The 16,008-nt window shown below is 56.6% G+C and carries 14 protein-coding genes and 3 tRNA genes; 12 read left to right on the forward strand and 5 right to left on the reverse strand.

Annotation, left to right across the window (positions count from 1 at the left end):
• The first annotated feature begins 40 nt into the window (after positions 1-40).
• The 12 genes from IPH10_03295 (at position 41) to IPH10_03350 (ending at position 9,517) form a co-directional block, all read left to right on the forward strand.
• A complete protein-coding gene (locus tag IPH10_03295) occupies positions 41-427 on the forward strand; it encodes a MerR family transcriptional regulator (GenBank protein MBK6909947.1) in 387 nt (128 codons plus the stop codon).
• A tRNA-Pro gene (locus tag IPH10_03300) sits at positions 405-481 on the forward strand. Before IPH10_03295 ends, IPH10_03300 begins: the two co-directional genes overlap by 23 nt.
• A gap of 46 nt (positions 482-527) precedes the next feature.
• A complete protein-coding gene (locus IPH10_03305) occupies positions 528-1,157 on the forward strand; it encodes an SOS response-associated peptidase (protein MBK6909948.1) in 630 nt (209 codons plus the stop codon).
• A gap of 2 nt (positions 1,158-1,159) precedes the next feature.
• Entirely contained in the window at positions 1,160-2,329 is a 1,170-nt protein-coding gene (locus IPH10_03310) for a class I SAM-dependent rRNA methyltransferase (protein MBK6909949.1), read from the forward strand.
• Between the two features lie 107 nt (positions 2,330-2,436).
• Complete coding sequence (locus tag IPH10_03315) at positions 2,437-3,129, forward strand: protein-L-isoaspartate(D-aspartate) O-methyltransferase (GenBank protein ID MBK6909950.1); 693 nt, start codon at positions 2,437-2,439, stop codon at positions 3,127-3,129.
• A tRNA-Pro gene (locus tag IPH10_03320) sits at positions 3,107-3,180 on the forward strand. The genes IPH10_03315 and IPH10_03320 overlap by 23 nt, the downstream gene beginning before the upstream one ends.
• 51 nt (positions 3,181-3,231) lie before the next feature.
• Positions 3,232-3,900, forward strand: coding sequence for a VTT domain-containing protein (locus IPH10_03325; GenBank protein MBK6909951.1), 669 nt, complete (start codon positions 3,232-3,234; stop codon positions 3,898-3,900).
• Positions 3,901-3,907: 7 nt separating this feature from the next.
• Complete coding sequence (locus IPH10_03330) at positions 3,908-4,561, forward strand: DedA family protein (GenBank protein MBK6909952.1); 654 nt, start codon at positions 3,908-3,910, stop codon at positions 4,559-4,561.
• On the forward strand, positions 4,545-5,228 hold the full coding sequence (locus IPH10_03335) for an alpha/beta fold hydrolase (protein MBK6909953.1): 684 nt from the start codon (positions 4,545-4,547) through the stop codon (positions 5,226-5,228). The genes IPH10_03330 and IPH10_03335 overlap by 17 nt, the downstream gene beginning before the upstream one ends.
• Positions 5,229-5,614: 386 nt before the next feature.
• A complete protein-coding gene (locus IPH10_03340) occupies positions 5,615-6,187 on the forward strand; it encodes a GIY-YIG nuclease family protein (protein MBK6909954.1) in 573 nt (190 codons plus the stop codon).
• Positions 6,188-6,195: 8 nt separating this feature from the next.
• Positions 6,196-6,702 carry a hypothetical protein gene (locus IPH10_03345; protein ID MBK6909955.1) on the forward strand — a complete coding sequence of 169 codons (507 nt, stop codon included), beginning with the start codon at positions 6,196-6,198 and terminating at the stop codon, positions 6,700-6,702.
• 304 nt (positions 6,703-7,006) lie between these two features.
• Positions 7,007-9,517 carry a leucine--tRNA ligase gene (locus IPH10_03350; protein ID MBK6909956.1) on the forward strand — a complete coding sequence of 837 codons (2,511 nt, stop codon included), beginning with the start codon at positions 7,007-7,009 and terminating at the stop codon, positions 9,515-9,517.
• Between the two features lie 449 nt (positions 9,518-9,966).
• Here the strand turns inward: IPH10_03350 and IPH10_03355 are convergent, their stop codons facing one another.
• The 5 genes from IPH10_03355 to IPH10_03375 all read right to left on the reverse strand — a co-directional run bounded on the left by IPH10_03355 (position 9,967) and on the right by IPH10_03375 (position 16,003).
• Positions 9,967-10,779, reverse strand: coding sequence for a hypothetical protein (locus IPH10_03355; GenBank protein MBK6909957.1), 813 nt, complete (start codon positions 10,777-10,779; stop codon positions 9,967-9,969).
• 149 nt (positions 10,780-10,928) lie between these two features.
• Positions 10,929-12,680 carry a phosphoenolpyruvate carboxykinase (GTP) gene (locus IPH10_03360; protein ID MBK6909958.1) on the reverse strand — a complete coding sequence of 584 codons (1,752 nt, stop codon included), beginning with the start codon at positions 12,678-12,680 and terminating at the stop codon, positions 10,929-10,931.
• 91 nt (positions 12,681-12,771) lie between these two features.
• Positions 12,772-14,955, reverse strand: coding sequence for a TonB-dependent receptor (locus IPH10_03365; protein MBK6909959.1), 2,184 nt, complete (start codon positions 14,953-14,955; stop codon positions 12,772-12,774).
• A gap of 14 nt (positions 14,956-14,969) precedes the next feature.
• Positions 14,970-15,488 carry a hypothetical protein gene (locus IPH10_03370; protein ID MBK6909960.1) on the reverse strand — a complete coding sequence of 173 codons (519 nt, stop codon included), beginning with the start codon at positions 15,486-15,488 and terminating at the stop codon, positions 14,970-14,972.
• Positions 15,489-15,907: 419 nt separating this feature from the next.
• Positions 15,908-16,003 (reverse strand) — tRNA-Sec (locus tag IPH10_03375).
• Between the last annotated feature and the right edge of the window lie 5 nt (positions 16,004-16,008).

Below are 16,008 nucleotides of genomic sequence, written 5' to 3' on the forward strand. Positions count from 1 at the left end.
AGTTGAATATGTCCGATGATTTCGTTACGTTTTGCGTGTGATGAGTACCGTATTCGAGAAACGTGACGCGCGGGTGCCGCAATTGCGCAAGCTGTACTACTCGATCGGCGAGGCGGCTGATGCGACGGGAGTGCCACCGCACGTGTTGAGATATTGGGAAAGTGAGTTTCCGCAGCTTCACCCCAAGAAGGGGAGAGGGGGAAACAGATTGTACACCGAACATGACATCGCATTGCTCGCGCGGATTCAGGATTTGCTGCACAACAAGAAGTTCACCATCGCCGGCGCGCGCAAGCAGTTGGAGCTCGGATTGGACGATGAAACCCCTAAGACCATTGAGCCGGGCGATGTGCTGGCCGAGGTGAAACGGGAATTGCGCGAGATACTCGCGTTGATGGATATGTCGGGGCGTGGCGCAGCCCGGTAGCGCACCACACTGGGGGTGTGGGGGTCGCAGGTTCAAATCCTGTCGCCCCGACCAATTGGACACACGGGTACGCGCCCGTGTGTTTTGTTAAGGAGCACGCATGTGTAACGCGTACGGAACGATCGGATACTCGCGCAGTGCATTCGTGCACGACCTGCTCGGTATCCCGCGCAACCTTGATTATGATAAGCCGCGCAAAGTCGTGCGGCCCACGGACGTCGTGCCGGTGATTCGAAGTGGGGATCGCGGCCCCGAACAGATTAGCATGCGCTGGGGGCTGATTCCCGCATGGTCACGGCAAATGCCCGAAAGACCGCTTACGAATGCGCGCAGCGAGACCGTGGACGAATTGAAGTCGTTTGCCGAGTCGTTTCGCATGCGGCGTTGCATCATGCCGGGCGATGAGTTTTACGAGTGGATCAAGGGTACAAAACAGCGCTTGACATTTCGCCCCGTGCAGGAGGAGTTTCTTTTCGCGGGGCTGTGGGACTCCTGGAAAGACGGCGACAATCTGGTTGAGAGCTGCGTGATGCTGACGACAACGGCGAATGACGTGATGGCGCCGATCCATGATCGCATGCCCGTAATTCTGAAACCCGAGGACTGTATCCGCTGGATGGCCGCGGACACGGCGGTCGAAGACCTGCGCGCTTTGCTTGTTCCGTTGAACAATGATCTGATTACCCTCGTAGATGAAGGTGGAAGTTTGAAACAGACGTCTTTGTTCTAATCGTGTACCGGACATTACTGATCAAACGCGGCGCAGAAACGCGCGTGTTCGGCGGACATCTGTGGATCTTCTCCAATGAGCTGCAGGACGGGTTTCAGGAATGCGACTCCGGCGAATTCGTGCGCATCGAAGACAGCCGCGGCAGGTTCTACGGAGTTGGTACCGTGAATCCGCACAGTCTGATCGCTGTGCGCATATTCTCGCCAAACGATGTTCGCATAGATAGCGACTTCGTCTTCCAACGGCTTGACGCCGCGCGGGCTTTGCGCTTGCGGGTGTGGGGTGATGACCGCGTATGCAGGCTCGTCTTCAGTGAGGCTGACTTCCTGCCGGGAATAATCGTGGATCGTTTCGGCGAGTTGGTTGTTTATCAGACGTTGACCGCCGGCAGTGAACGCCTCGCCTCATTCTTGATCGAGTGGATCGCCGACCGGTTGGCTCCCGATCTCATCGTCTCTGCCAATGACTCGTCAATGCGAGCGTTGGAGGGATTGCCTGCAGAACGAGCAGTGGTGCAAGGCGCGCTTGATGAGCTCTTCGAGTTTGAGCAGGATGGGCTCACGTTGCTGGCGGACCCCGTCAAAGGTCAGAAGACCGGGTATTTTCTCGATCAGCGCTTGAACCGCAAACTGATGCAATCGTTATTGCGCGGTGGCGAGCGCATGCTTGACTTGTTCTGCTACTCCGGTGCTTTCGGGCTGTATGCTCTGCGCGGCGGCGCGGAGCACGTTACATTCGTGGACGGGTCGGATCGTGCTTTGGGCATCTCGCACTCGGCGGCACAGGCCAACGGTTTCAGCGAGCGGGCGGACTTTGTCAAAGCAGACATTTTTGAGTGGCTTAAGGGAGAGGGCGAACAATACGATGTTGTGAGTCTGGATCCGCCCGCGTTGGCGAAGAGTCGCAGCAAGGCCACGATCGCGCTGCGTGCATACCGTGATCTGAATGCGCGTGCCATGAAGTGGGTGAAGCCGGGTGGTCTGTTGTTGACCTCGAGTTGCTCGGGGTTGATCTCACGCGTGAATTGGCGCGCCGCTTTGGAAGAGGCGGCCTTCAAGAGTCGTCGCCGAGTTCGATTTGTGGCCTTTGGGACGCAGGCGCCGGACCATCCGGTGTTGGCGGCAATGCCCGAAACGGAGTACCTGAAGTTCGCGGTCGCGCAGGTTCTGTAACTGTTGGGTTTTTGTACGCTTGACTTTCCGGTCAGCAAGTCGTATATTCAAGTTCTGTCAATTCTGACGGGTCTTGCGGATTTGACCGGCGTCACTGTGGTAAGTATATGAGAAATTATAAATTATCCAGAGACGAGATGGTGCTCACGCAGCTTCAGCGCCGAGGAGTTAGCGACGAACGGGTGTTGGAGGCGATGCGGCAGGTCAAACGCCATGAGTTTGTGGACGAGGCGTTTCAGAGCCGAGCCTACGAAGATACGCCGCTTCCGATTGAAAACGGACAAACGATAAGTCAGCCGTTTATCGTTGCGCGGATGACCGAGTTGCTCGGAGTCGAGCCGACGGACAAAATCCTCGAGATCGGCACTGGTTCGGGCTATCAGGCGGCAATTCTCGCGCGGCTCGCAGGCAAGGTGTTCACCATTGAGCGCCACTTCGGTCTGGCCAAATCGGCTCGCGCGAAACTCGAAGCGGCGGCTGCCACAAATGTACTGGTAAAGCACGGAGATGGGACGATCGGTTGGTCGGAACAAGCTCCGTTTGACAAAATCTTGATCACTGCGTCTGCCCCGCATTTGCCGAAAACTTTGAGCAATCAGCTTAAGGAAGGTGGGCGAATGATATTCCCGATGGGCGCGGGACGTGAACAAGTTCTGGTCGTGGCCGACAAAATCGGCGGCGAACTTCAGATGCAAGAGATGGGAGTTGTTTCTTTTGTGCCGCTGATCGGGCGCGAGGGATTCAGTGATCCGGGAGCGGATCCAAGACAATATATGTCGGGGCGTAGCGCAGTCCGGTAGCGCACTTGGTTCGGGACCAAGGGGTCGCAGGTTCAAATCCTGTCGCCCCGACTACGATAAAAAGCCGCCCTGTTTCAGGCGGCTTTTTTTTGCGCGGAACTCATGGAATTCTTATCTCACTTAGCGGACACGATCCGTAACTTGGACTCGCGGCTCGAGCTGCTGGTTCAGCAGTACGGCAATTGGACGTACTGGATCGTGTTCGCGACCGTGTTCGCGGAGACGGGACTCGTCGTTGCGGCCTTTTTGCCCGGCGATTCGCTGCTCTTTGCCGCGGGTACATTCGCGGGGGCTGGACACCTCGAGATCGTGCGGCTTGTCATCGGCATTCATTTGGCGGCTGTTCTTGGAGACTCGTGCAACTATTGGATTGCGCGAAAGATCGGACACGGCGTGCTGGTCAAGTGGGCGAAGATCATTCGGCCGGCGTACATTCGAAAGGCATCGGGATTCTATCGCCGGCACGGCATGAAGGCCGTCATGGCCTCACGCTTCGTTCCGACATTCCGCACGTTTGTGCCGTTCGTCGCAGGCATTTCGCAGATGAACTATACCCGTTTTGTCCTGGCGAGCGTCATCGGCACGATGATATGGGTTACAGTGTTCGTGATGGGCGGGTATTTCTTCGGTTCGATTCCGTGGGTGCGTGAGAATTTTGCGCTGGCGATTCTGCTGGTCGGCATTTTGACCGTGACGCCGACGGTGATTGGGCTTTTCATTCAGTTCATGAGTCGGCGCAAGCTGCGCAAACCGGCTCTCAACAAACGATAGGTGGTTCTTGGAATTTCTCTCTACCATCATTGACGTATTTCTGCACCTTGACGTCCATTTGGGGCAGGTGATTACCGAATATGGGACGCTCACCTATCTCATCTTGTTTGCGATTATCTTCTGCGAGACGGGGTTGGTGGTCACGCCGTTTCTGCCGGGGGACAGTCTGCTGTTCGCGGCGGGTGCTTTTGCGGCTTTGGGGTCGCTTGACTTGACGGTGCTGCTTAGTGTGTTGTACGTCGCGCCGATACTGGGTGACTCGACGAATTACTGGATCGGGCGATTTGTCGGACCGAAAGTGTACGGGATGAATTCAAGGTGGGTCAAACGCGAGTACATTGACAAGACGCACGCGTTCTACGACAAGCACGGCGGCAAGACGATTGTCATCGCGCGGTTCATGCCGATCTTCCGCACGTTCGCGCCGTTTGTCGCGGGGATTGGCAAGATGAATTACGCGCGCTTTCTGACGTTTAGTATTGGCGGGACGCTGCTGTGGATTTCGACGTGCGTCATGGCGGGTTATTTCTTCGGGAACATTCCGTTCGTGAAGCAGAATTTCTCGCTGGTGATCTTTGCGATTATCGGGATCTCCGTGCTGCCCATGGCGATTCACATTGTGCAGGAATGGCTGAAAAAGCGGCGTGCGGTTGACGCTTGATTTTGGCGATCATTCGCTGGCGGCGGAGCTGCTGCTGCATGGCGAGTCGTTGAGTGACCCGGCGATTGTCCTGTTGCATGATGCGTTGGGGTCTATGGCGACGTGGAGGGAGTTTCCGCAGGCGCTGTTTGAGGCGACGGGATTGGATGTCGTGATGTTTGACCGGCGGGGGCATGGGCTGTCGTCGCCGTTGTCTGATGAGTTGCGCACGAGCGCCTACTTGGAAGAGGACGCGCGGCGGTTGCCGGAGGTATTGGATCGGCTCGGTGTGCGGCGCGCGGTGTTGGTGGGTCACAGTGACGGCGGTTCGGTAGCGTTGGTTGCGGCGGCGTTGTTTCCTGAGCGCGTGCACACCGTTGTGGCAATTGCGGCGCATGTGATGCTTGAGGAGGTCACGATTGATGGCGTGCGCAACACAGTGGCGACGGCGGATGAGACTCGATTGGTTGAGCGGTTGCGCAGGTATCATGGGGATAAGGCGGAGCGGCTCTATGCGGTGTGGCATGAGACGTGGTTGAATCCGTCGCATCGTGAGTGGAATCTGCTGGAGTACTTGCCGCGCATTCAGTGTCCCGTGTTGGTGATGCAGGGGGAGTTGGATGAATACGGCCCGGTGGAACAGGTGAAGGCAATTGTGAATGGGGTGGGGACGAGGCGCGGGCGGTGATGTTTGCGGGGGTGGGGCATGCGCCGCAGCGGGAATGTTTGGGGGATGTGGTGGGGGAGATTGCGGATTTCCTAAGAAGTTGTTTATTGGAAAAACGCTAACAATTGTCGGAACGGGAGTTGTTGGGAAACAGGGGGTTGGGTTTTGGCTTGTGATGCGGGGTGCGAGGGGGTTGGCGGAGGGTGTTTGAGTATTGAACGCTTGGGCAAGGGGTTGGGTTCCCGGTAGGGAAAAAGAGAGAAGGCGGCCATTGCCGATAAACTTTTCGGTTTTGGTAAGAATGCTGAGTGAACGATGGGTCGTCCGATCGTTGTACATTTTTTTCGAATCAGTCTGAAAGAGATAGAATCTTGGCACAGTACGTCTACGTCTTGACAAATCCCGCCATGCCCGGTATGGTAAAGATCGGACAGACGTCTCAGGACGATGTCAGTACTCGAGTCGCACAACTGTATCAAACAGGTGTACCTGTACCCTTCGACATCGAGTTTACCGCGAGTGTGGACAATTCTTCTGATGTTGAATCTGCCCTTCATACAGCATTTGCACCATATAGAGTTAATCCTAGACGGGAATTCTTCCGAATTGACCCAGAACAGGCAATTGCGATATTACGGCTGTTTCATCGGGGTGAACAAGCGGTAGTCGCGAGGCAAGCGGAAAATGAAATTGATGCTGAGTCGATCGCCGCTGGCCAACAGCTCAGAAGGCGCAGGCCAAACATGAACTTCCTGGAGATGGGAATTCCCATTGGATCAACACTTCATTTCACTCAAGGGGAAGCTTCCGTTACGGTTACAACGGAGAAGCGAGTACGACTCGGTGGCCAAGAACTCTCTTTAACAGCCGCAACACGGCAGTTGTCGAATGCAGACTATGATTTGCCGCCGGCCCTATATTGGAATTACAATGGGAAGCTTCTTCGAGAAATCTACGACGATACCTATAGACTGGAGTAGTCTTCAACATGAAAATCCCTGACGATCCATTTGGTATTAAGGTCGCTGTTGGTGGCGTAGTCGAACTTGCCAAGGCGCGTTGGTTGCCTGTGCTGGCTGCGACGGGTGAGGCACGTGCAGAACTAGTTAGGGCACGTGGTGAGTTTGAAGTTCGAAGACTTGAAAATCAACTTCGGGTTATTGAGCAAGCTGAGGAAATTCTGCTCAAGACAGGTGAGATGCCCAACCCCCTAAGCCAAGACCTATTATTCGCCGTTTTGGATGAAGCGGGTAGGACATCGAGCGAAGTGCTTCAGCGTCATTGGGCCGAGTTGTTAGCAAGATGTGCGGAGGGAAGTCTTCAGAAGAGAGAATATTCACGTGCCACCAATTCTTCGTCAAAAATGCCAGCCAAGGACGCTCAATTTCTTAGCCTGTTGGTTGGCATGGTTCCCGTTCAAAAGGCGAAGGTCAGAGTGTTATATTATGCCTGCGATTTGGGGGACTGTGGGTACGATAACGATTCAGACAGGTAATATTTCGTGTCTCTACCAAGAAAATACCACCTCTGAAGATGATTTTAGTGACGATCTAAGTACAAAGCTATGGCTCTCTGGAATAGAAGAACTTGAGAATTTTCGGTTCTTTCTACGGAACATCGAGAGAATTGGCTTGACCATCCACGTAAGCAGGGATGATTTTTGGGATACGGAGACTTTTACGTTTTCGATTATTGGCGAGGAGTTCCTGAAGAATGTAGGGATTGCATCGCGTGACCTCATAAACCCTGTTTTGCTATACGGGTTCAGAGGACTTAGCTTACTTTGTCGCAAATAAAACATGACCATCCCCCCCAAACACATCTCCGAACAACAGTACCCGTTTGCTGACATTGAGGCCAAGTGGCAGACTTGGTGGGCAGAGCGGGGTACGTATAAATTCAATTGGAACTCGGGTAAGCCGAAGCACTATGTGCTGACGATGTTCAGCTATCCCTCGGGGGATAAGCTGCACATGGGGCACTGGTATTGCTATGCGCCGACGGACAGTTATGCGCGGTTCAAACGCATGCAGGGCTACGAAGTGTTCGAGCCGATGGGATTCGATTCGTTTGGCTTGCCCGCGGAGAACTACGCCATCAAAACCGGCATTCATCCGGCGCAGTCCACGGCGAATAATATCCGTGTCATGCGCGAACAGCTAAAGCGCATCGGCGCGATGTACGATTGGGACTATGAAGTCGTCACGTCGTCGCCGGACTATTACAAGTGGACGCAGTGGTTCTTCCTGCTGATGTACAAGCGCGGCTTAGCCTATCAGAAGGACGCGCTGGTCAACTGGTGCCCGAATTGTCAGACCGTGCTGGCCAATGAGCAGGTCACGAGCGACAATCTGTGCGAGCGCTGCGACACGCCGGTTGAACGGCGCAAAATGCGGCAGTGGTTCTTCCGGATTTCCGATTACAATCAGCGTCTGCTCGACGGGCTGGATACGATTGACTGGCCCGAGAAGACGAAGGCCATGCAGCGCTATTGGATCGGGAAGTCGGAGGGGACTGAAATTGTGTTTTCCGTAAGTCTGAAGTCTGAAGTCAGAAGTCAAAGTGAAATCAGAGTTTTTACGACGCGGGCGGATACGCTGTTCGGTGTGACTTATGTGGTGCTGGCGCCGGAGCATCCGTTGGTGCGCGAGATCACCTCGGCGGAGCAGAAGGGGGCGGTGGAGGAGTACATCGCCAAGTCGTTGAACCTTTCCGAGGTGGATCGGCAGATGGAGGACCGGCCCAAGACCGGGGTATTCACGGGGGCGCATGCGATTCATCCGCTGACGAATGAACGCGTGCCAGTGTGGGTGGCGGATTATGTGATTGGGAGTTACGGCACGGGCGCCGTGATGGCAGTGCCGGCGCATGATACACGGGACTTTGCGTTTGCGCAGACGTATTCGCTGCCGATAAAGGAAGTCATCCGGAAGGCCCCCCCTAACCCCCCCGTGAACGGAGGGGGATCAGAAGGCGCATTCACTGAGTATGGTGTGATGTTTGACTCGGGAGAATTCTCGGGGATGACTTCGGAAGACGGGATTCGAGCGGTGGGGAGGAAGCTCGAGTCACTCGGTACGGGCAAGCCGACGGTGACGTGGCATTTGCGCGACTGGACGGTATCGCGTCAGCGCTATTGGGGTGCGCCGATTCCGATGGTGCATTGCGCGACGTGCGGTACGGTGCCGGTGCCGGAAGAGCAGCTGCCCGTGCTGCTGCCTGAGGATGTGAAGGAGTACAAACCGAAGGGCAAGTCCCCGCTGGCGAGCGTCGAGTCGTTCATCAAGACCACGTGCCCGAAGTGCGGCGGAGCGGCCGAACGCGATCCGGACACGATGGATACCTTCGTGTGCTCGTCGTGGTACTATTTGCGATATCCTGACGCGAGGCTCGAGACCGCACCATTTGATAAGGAACACTTGAAAGAGCTGTTCCCCGTGCATACCTATGTCGGCGGGCCGGAGCATGCGATGGGGCATCTCATCTATAGCCGGTTCTTCGGAAAAGTTGCCAAGGATGAAGGTTGGTTCCCGTACGAAGAGCCGTTCTCGCGGCTGATTCATCAGGGCATCATCCTGAACAAAGGCGAGCGCATGTCCAAATCCAAGGGCAATACGGTTGCACCGGAGCCTGTGCTTGAGCGAGTCGGCTCGGATGTGCTGCGCTGCTATCTGATGTTCTCGGGGGACTACACGCAGGGCGGGGACTGGAGCGAGGGCGGGATTTCGGGAATCGAGCGGTTTATCGCGCGGGTGTGGAGATTGGGGATGGCGGTGTCGGCCTCAAGTGAGTCCGGTCAAGAGTCCGTGCCGCGAGATGTTGAGCGAAAGCTGCACCAGACGATTCAAGCGGTCGGGCACGACCTGGAAGCGTTCGGGTTCAACACGCAGTTGGCACGGTTGATGGAGCTCACCAATGCCATTTATGGTTGGGTGGGTTCGGACCTGAAGGACGTCAAGTCGAGCCCGGGGAAGGTCGAAGTGATCGAGACGCTTGTCAAGTTGATCGCGCCGTCCGCGCCGCATTTGGCTGAAGAACTCTGGCACCAGTTCGGACACGAGACGAGCGTCTTTGACGCAGCCTGGCCCCAGCATGACGCTGACAAGGCCAAGGCGGACACTGTCACGATCGCGGTCCAAGTCAATGGCAAGCTACGCGAGACGTTTGAGGCCCCGGCTGGTGCGAACAAGGAGCAACTCGAACAGATGGCTATGAGCCTCGAGAAGGTACAAGCTCATCTGGCGGGCAAGGAATTGGCCAAGGTCATTATTGTGCCGGGCAAGATTGTGAATTTGGTGGTGAAGGGGTGAACGGGATTCCGGCGGGGACGAAGAAGGCCGGGAAAACCCGGCCTTTCGACGAAAGCAAAAGTCACATAAGTAATATTATGTGCTAAATCGCACATAATATTGGTGGTGGGTGTGCTTTGCACAACAGGCGGTCTTTTTGGGTGTGCTTCGCACAACTTTTGTCATTTGGCTGTGCTTCGCACGACTTTTGTCATTTGGCTGTGCTTTGAAAAACGGTCGTGGTCGGGATTAGCTTCGCCCTACGACGGTCTTTTTGGGTTGTGCTTCGCAACTACTGCTGTTCCCACGACGGTTGGCGGTTGGGCTTGGCTGGATTTGCTGTGGATTTGGTGCTTTGCGTGCGGGAATTTTGCTGCGCCCCTTTCCGGGAGCCGGGTTACCTGGCTCCTGCTACAGACCGGATAGGGTCACGTTGCCCACACGACTCTGGTCAGGCGTTGCCGGATGCCTTACCGGCCGGGTGTGGCTTGGAAATTCATTTTCTCGAGATTGACCATAAATCTGTATACCTTGCTTGGTGACAGACTTAACGTCTCCTCATGACCGTAGAATCCGCGTTGATCAATCTTGACGATCAAATCACCTGATGTCACGTCGGCGACATAGCAGATTTGGGTATTCTGCGTGCCCTCGGCAAGCGAGCGGTCACGAACGGAACAGCGCTTCATTTGCGACCCGTCACTCAGGGTGATCTTTGGGGCTGGTGAGTTGACTTCGATGACAAGATGTGGCCGAACGTCGGGATCATAGCCCAAGGCTGCCCGGTCGCCTTCGAGGACGAGTCGGCTGACGGATTCGCGCCGGATCGTCGAGGAACCCGCCGCGAAACTGATCAACTGGCCAGCCAGATCGCTGGCGACGGCGGACAAATCCTCCCAACGGCCTGCGGTTGACGATGCCTGATAGCCGCGCGGAGTTTCACCCAAGGCCACATCCACAAGCTGGGCATCTGCCCGAATGGTGGTCGGTAACTCGGCAAAGGTGCCCATCACCGCAAAGTCGGCACCGCTACCACGAGCCAGCTCGACCGCTTCCGCGACCGATTTGACCGGCTTGTCGGACTTTTCAACTTCGACTACCGTGCTGCGCGTCAAGTCGGAAATCAGGAAAGACTGCAAGGCGAGCTGGTAGTCGAGGACCTTTACCTGATCTCCCCAGAGGTTGTAGGTCGAATCCATAACCGGCTGGAACGGAAAGACGATCAAGCGCGGCAAGGCCAGACTCGGCAAGGCGTAAAGTCCCACCACAAGGATATATAACATCACACGCAACATTCTGCCTCCGGCGATAAAAAAGGGCCATCTGAGTATTCAACAGATGGCCCTTTGCCAATGTTTCCGTCTATCTTGCAAACTCCGTCCGGCGGGCCACCGAAGTTAAGCGCGACGGCCGCGCCGGCCATCGGAGCGAATTAGCCAACGCGCTTTTCGAGGGCGACAAGCTCTTCTTCCAAGGCCGCCGGGAAGCGGTTTCCGAAGATCTTGAAGTACTCGCGAGAACCAGCCACTTCCTGTTTCCAGCCCGCTTTGTCGACGGTAAGTACTTTCGCAAGGTCATCGGCGGAAGCGTTCAAACCATCGGTGTTTAGGTCAGATGGACGGGGCATGAAACCGATTTCGGTCTGGACACCTCCACCCTTCCCTTCGATGCGGTCCACAATCCACTGGAGAATGCGAACATTGTCGCCGAAACCGGGCCAGAGGAACTTGCCGCTCTCGTCCTGACGGAACCAGTTGACGCCGTAGATTTTCGGCGGATTGGCGACCTTCTTCCCCATTTCGATCCAATGCTGGAAGTAGTCTCCCATATGATAGCCACAGAATGGCAGCATGGCCATGGGGTCATGGCGTATTGTTCCAGCCTTGGTATCCGTCGCTGCGGCGGTGGCTTCGCTGCCCATGGTCGCACCGATCAAGACGCCGTGATTCCACGACAGGGACTCGGTAACGACCGGCACCAAACTGGCGCGCCGACCACCAAAGAGGATCGCGGATATCGGCACGCCTTGGGGATCTTCCCAATGCGGCGATATGGACGGACACTGTTTCGCCGGGGCCGTGAAGCGGGAATTCGGGTGTGCGGCCTTATCCGGACTCGCGGGCGTCCAGGGGCGGCCCATCCAGTCGGTCAGCTTAGCGGGCGGCGGTGACGACAGGCCCTCCCACCATACATTGCCGTCTTCATCCACGCCGACGTTGGTGAACAACGCGTTCGACGATGCGGATTTGAGAGCATTGGGATTGGTCTTGGTAGACGTACCCGGGGCAACACCGAAGAAACCGGCTTCCGGATTGATCGCATACAGCCGACCGTCTGTACCGTAGCGCATCCAAGCGATGTCGTCGCCGACCGTCCAAGTCTTCCAGCCCTTCAGCGCGTTAGGCGGAATGACCATGGCAAGATTGGTCTTGCCGCAGGCCGACGGGAAAGCGGCCGCGATGTAGTACACTTTGCCTTCAGGGTTTTCTAACCCAAGGATCAGCATATGCTCGGCCAGCCAACCTTCGCGGCGAGCCTGAGCCGAGGCGATGCGCAGCGCGTGGCACTTCTTGCCAAGCAGGGCGTTGCCGCCGTAGCCCGAGCCGAATGACCAGATTTCGTTGCGTTCCGGGAAGTGGCAAATGGCGCGAGTCTCGGCCTTGAGCTCGCCAACGGAATGCATGCCCTTCACGAAATCCGTGGAGTTGCCGAGCATATCCACGGCGGGCTTGCCCACGCGGGCCATGATGAACATGTTCAAGACAACATAGGCCGAATCCGTCAACTGATAGCCCACTTTGCTGTAGGGGCTGCCGACCGGTCCCATGACATAGGGCATCACATACATGGTGCGGCCCTTCATGGCTCCGGCGAAACGAGGCAGAATCTCCGCTTGCGCCTGCGCGGGCGACATATAGTTGTTGGTAGGACCGGCATCAGACTCGTTCTCCGAGCAAATGTAGGTCACCTTCTCGGTCCGCGCAACGTCCGTCGGGTCGGAACGATAGTGAAAACAATTCGGCCAATTCGCTTCGTTCAGACGCTGAAATTCGCCACGATCCAAAAGCAGTTGTGTGAGCTTGTTACGCTCGGATTCGGAGCCGTCGCACCAATGCACGTTGTCGGGCTTGAGCAGCTTTTCGCACTCAGCGACCCATGCAGCGACGGCGGAGTTGCCAGTCATGATTTCCTCGCTATCAATAAGGTTAGAACTACCGCGCCGCGAGCGCGGAATATGAAAAACTAAGCAAGTTCTTGGGGAATGTCAAGCGCGCCTAAAACTGGACCGATAGGGTCAAGGTTAAGCTTCGGCCCGGCTCGGGAACGACAGTCTTCACGCGGGAAAGGTGATTGAGATAGACGGTATCGAACAGATTGTCGGCCCGAACAGTCAGGACCGTGAGACCGGTCGGCAACATCCAGTAACGCGAGACTCCAAAGTCCGCTCGCAGATACGCTCCCGTTGCAGTCTCAAAGTCTCCCAAGTTACGTTGCGCCAGCGCTCCTACCAAACGCGGTGCCAATCGCCAATCGAAGACATCACGGGAGTATTCAAGACTCGCTGTCAACGGCGGTATCGCCGGCAGGTGTCCGTGTCCGAGAATGCGGCCCTCAACATACGACAACTGGCCAGACAGATCGCCCCCGGAACCAAGATCAACTTGTGCGGTCAATTCACTGCCGAACATCGCGGCCTGAGCGGACTGGTACTGATACTGCTCAAGGTCATTTCGAGATTCGCTCGGACGGCCCGTAGAGACAGCATAGATGAACTGTTCAAAGCGGTTGGCAAAAGCTGCGAAAGACGCTTGAATCCGTCCCCGTGACCAGTGACCCTGAGCTTCCAGGCCCCAACCGGATTCGTGGGCGAGCTTTGGATTGCCGACCTCAAATGAGTAGGCCGCAAGATGCGGCCCCTCGCTGAAGAGTTCCTCGATCTGCGGTGTTCGATAGACGCGAGACAGTTGAAACGCAGCGGCGAATGACTTGCTAAGTGGCCGTTGTATGCGCAGAGCCCCGCTCAATCCCGAGAAGTCGCGCCGGTTGATGATACCGATGACGCGGCTGGTGTCGCGAGCATCGGGTGAAACCGCTGCCCAGTCACTGCGCAAGGCGGCGGTCAACTCCCCGATATGTTCATGGCGTGACGCACTGATCGTCGTAAAGAACTCGGTCTCGCGACTATCCGGAGTGAAACTGAAGGCGGCCGTCTCGTAGTCGCGTAAAGATCCGCCGCAGGAAATCCGGGCGTCGTGCAGGCCGAGCACGGGATGCAGGTGAGCATCGAGACGGACCTGATCGGTCAGCAGGCCGAATTCAACACCAACAGCGCCGCTCGATTCGAACTCTTGCTGATGTACGCGTGTGAACGAATATTCAAACTCAAGATCACGAACAGCGCCTGACGGAACGTGCCATGCCAGTCGCGACTGCAACGCTTGGCGAGCAAGATAGACCGAGACACCCTGCGGGTGTGCTCCGAGGAAGCCACCGGGCAAACCGTAGTCAGTTTCGTACAGAGTGTATGCCACACCAGCATGGCCCCAGCGATCAATCCAACTCAACCCAACGGATCCTGTTCCCGACGAAGACTGGGTGTTGGCGAGTACGCCTTTTGCCGAGCGCATGTCCCCAGCGCGCCGCAACGCGCCGTCGCCATGAAACACCAGGCGTCGGATCGGTACGGACACCGCGAGTGATCCGCCTGCGCCGGCCGTCGCCGCTTCGCCTTGCAATTGTGCTTGCACGGAGGCTCGATGCGGCTCCACTCGCAACAGAGCATTGCGTTCGACGTTGACTACTCCGCCGAGCACGCTCGATCCATAGTGATACGCAGCAGGTCCCCGCACGATGTCGAGCGACTGCGCGAGCAAGGGGTCAATGGCCACGGCATGATCACTTGACGATGCGGAGAGATCTCCGGTGGCCTGTCCATCCTCAAGAACCGTTAAACGGGGTCCGCCCAATCCGCGGGACACCGGGCGCGCCGGGGCCGGGCCCATGGATCGAACTCCGAAGCCGGATTGCCGAGCGAGTGATCCGGCGACAGTCGTCGCTAACTGCTCTTGCAGATTCCGACCCGTGACAACCGTTCGATCCGACTTCAGGTCAAAGGAATTGGCGAGGATATCCACATCGCCAATCTGCACGTCATCGGGTGCGAGATCAACATCGAAGAGCGTGGAGTCGTCGGCCGCGACCGTGATACGCCGTTCGAGCGTGCGGTAACCGATACGGCTGAATCTTACGAGATGCTCGCCGATCGGCAGATGCGGTACGTGGTATTCGCCGTCGGCGTGGGCCACAACACCTCGATTGAGCGCGGCGATTGACACTTCACAAAAGCCGATCCCTTCGTGTGTCACCGCATCCCGAACGTGCCCCGCGAGCAAGGCCGCATGCGCCGCCCCGACTTGCAGGAGCGCCGTTAGCGCGACTCCTGCAAGTCGAAACAACATCGTGTGTGAGCGGGTCACCTTGCCGCAGTGACGGCTACCGGAATGCGCGGTGACACATAGTCGTCATGACCTTCGTGCAACAGCGCAATGCGCAAGGTCGTGGTGTCCGGGGCGACAGAATTCAAATAGAAAGCCCATTCAAATTCCTCACCATCTTCATGCCCCAACCGCACGGTGGCGACTGCGGGGTGTTCGACGCGAACGTCCAGCTCAACGACTTCTTCCTCGGTCGCCGCAAGCGGAACGTGATCGTGAGCTTCCGGCCGAAACCACGCGCCGGTTTCATCCAGAAACCAGACTTGAATCGGGCCCAGAGTGTCGGGCAACATGACAGTAAGCGATCCGGTGACGAAATTGCCATTCACGACAACGAGCGTGTCGGTGCCGACGATGAGGGCCGTGCCGAAGGCCTCGGCGTGATCATCGTCAGATCCTGCCGGGTTATCCTCGGAGTCACTGCAACCGGACCAGATAAAAAGACAAGCAGCAAATAGAGCGCAGATCAGATTTCTGCGCGAGCGAGTGCAAAGCATATTATTCTCCAGTGCTAAAGGAAACAACACTATGGCGTCACAATTATGACGCCCATTCTTATTCAGAGAGTGTTTTGTTTCCCTTGCGGAGGCGCACGGGCAGTCGGTTCTGTCCGGGATTCTCCCGGCGAAAAACTTTCAGTCGGCCTGCATGCGTGTCGTTCAGCAACTTGAATATCGTCCGGCGGAGCCGCCGGCAGAACGGACAGTGCAAGAATCTGACAGGCGATGCAAGCATCTTTGCAATCGGACTCAGCGGCATGGAAGTGGCCGAAACTGTGAGCGCAATTGCAGTGGTGTGCGTGGTCGTTGTGATGAACGTGGGCAATCGGAAAGGCGACCAACAGCTGAAGCGCGACATAGAGTGCCGCGATGCTGCTGGTAAGAAGGCGAATGGCGATTGCTTGTTTCATACTTTGCGGGAACGTCTGGGAATCGAACCCAGCCATCCATGTGTTACATGGACGCAAACGGTTTTGAAGACCGCGGGAGCCACCAGTGCCCCATCCGTCCCCACGGC

It is taken from the genome of bacterium (genome assembly GCA_016702305.1).
Taxonomy (GTDB): domain Bacteria; phylum Electryoneota; class RPQS01; order RPQS01; family RPQS01; genus JABWCQ01.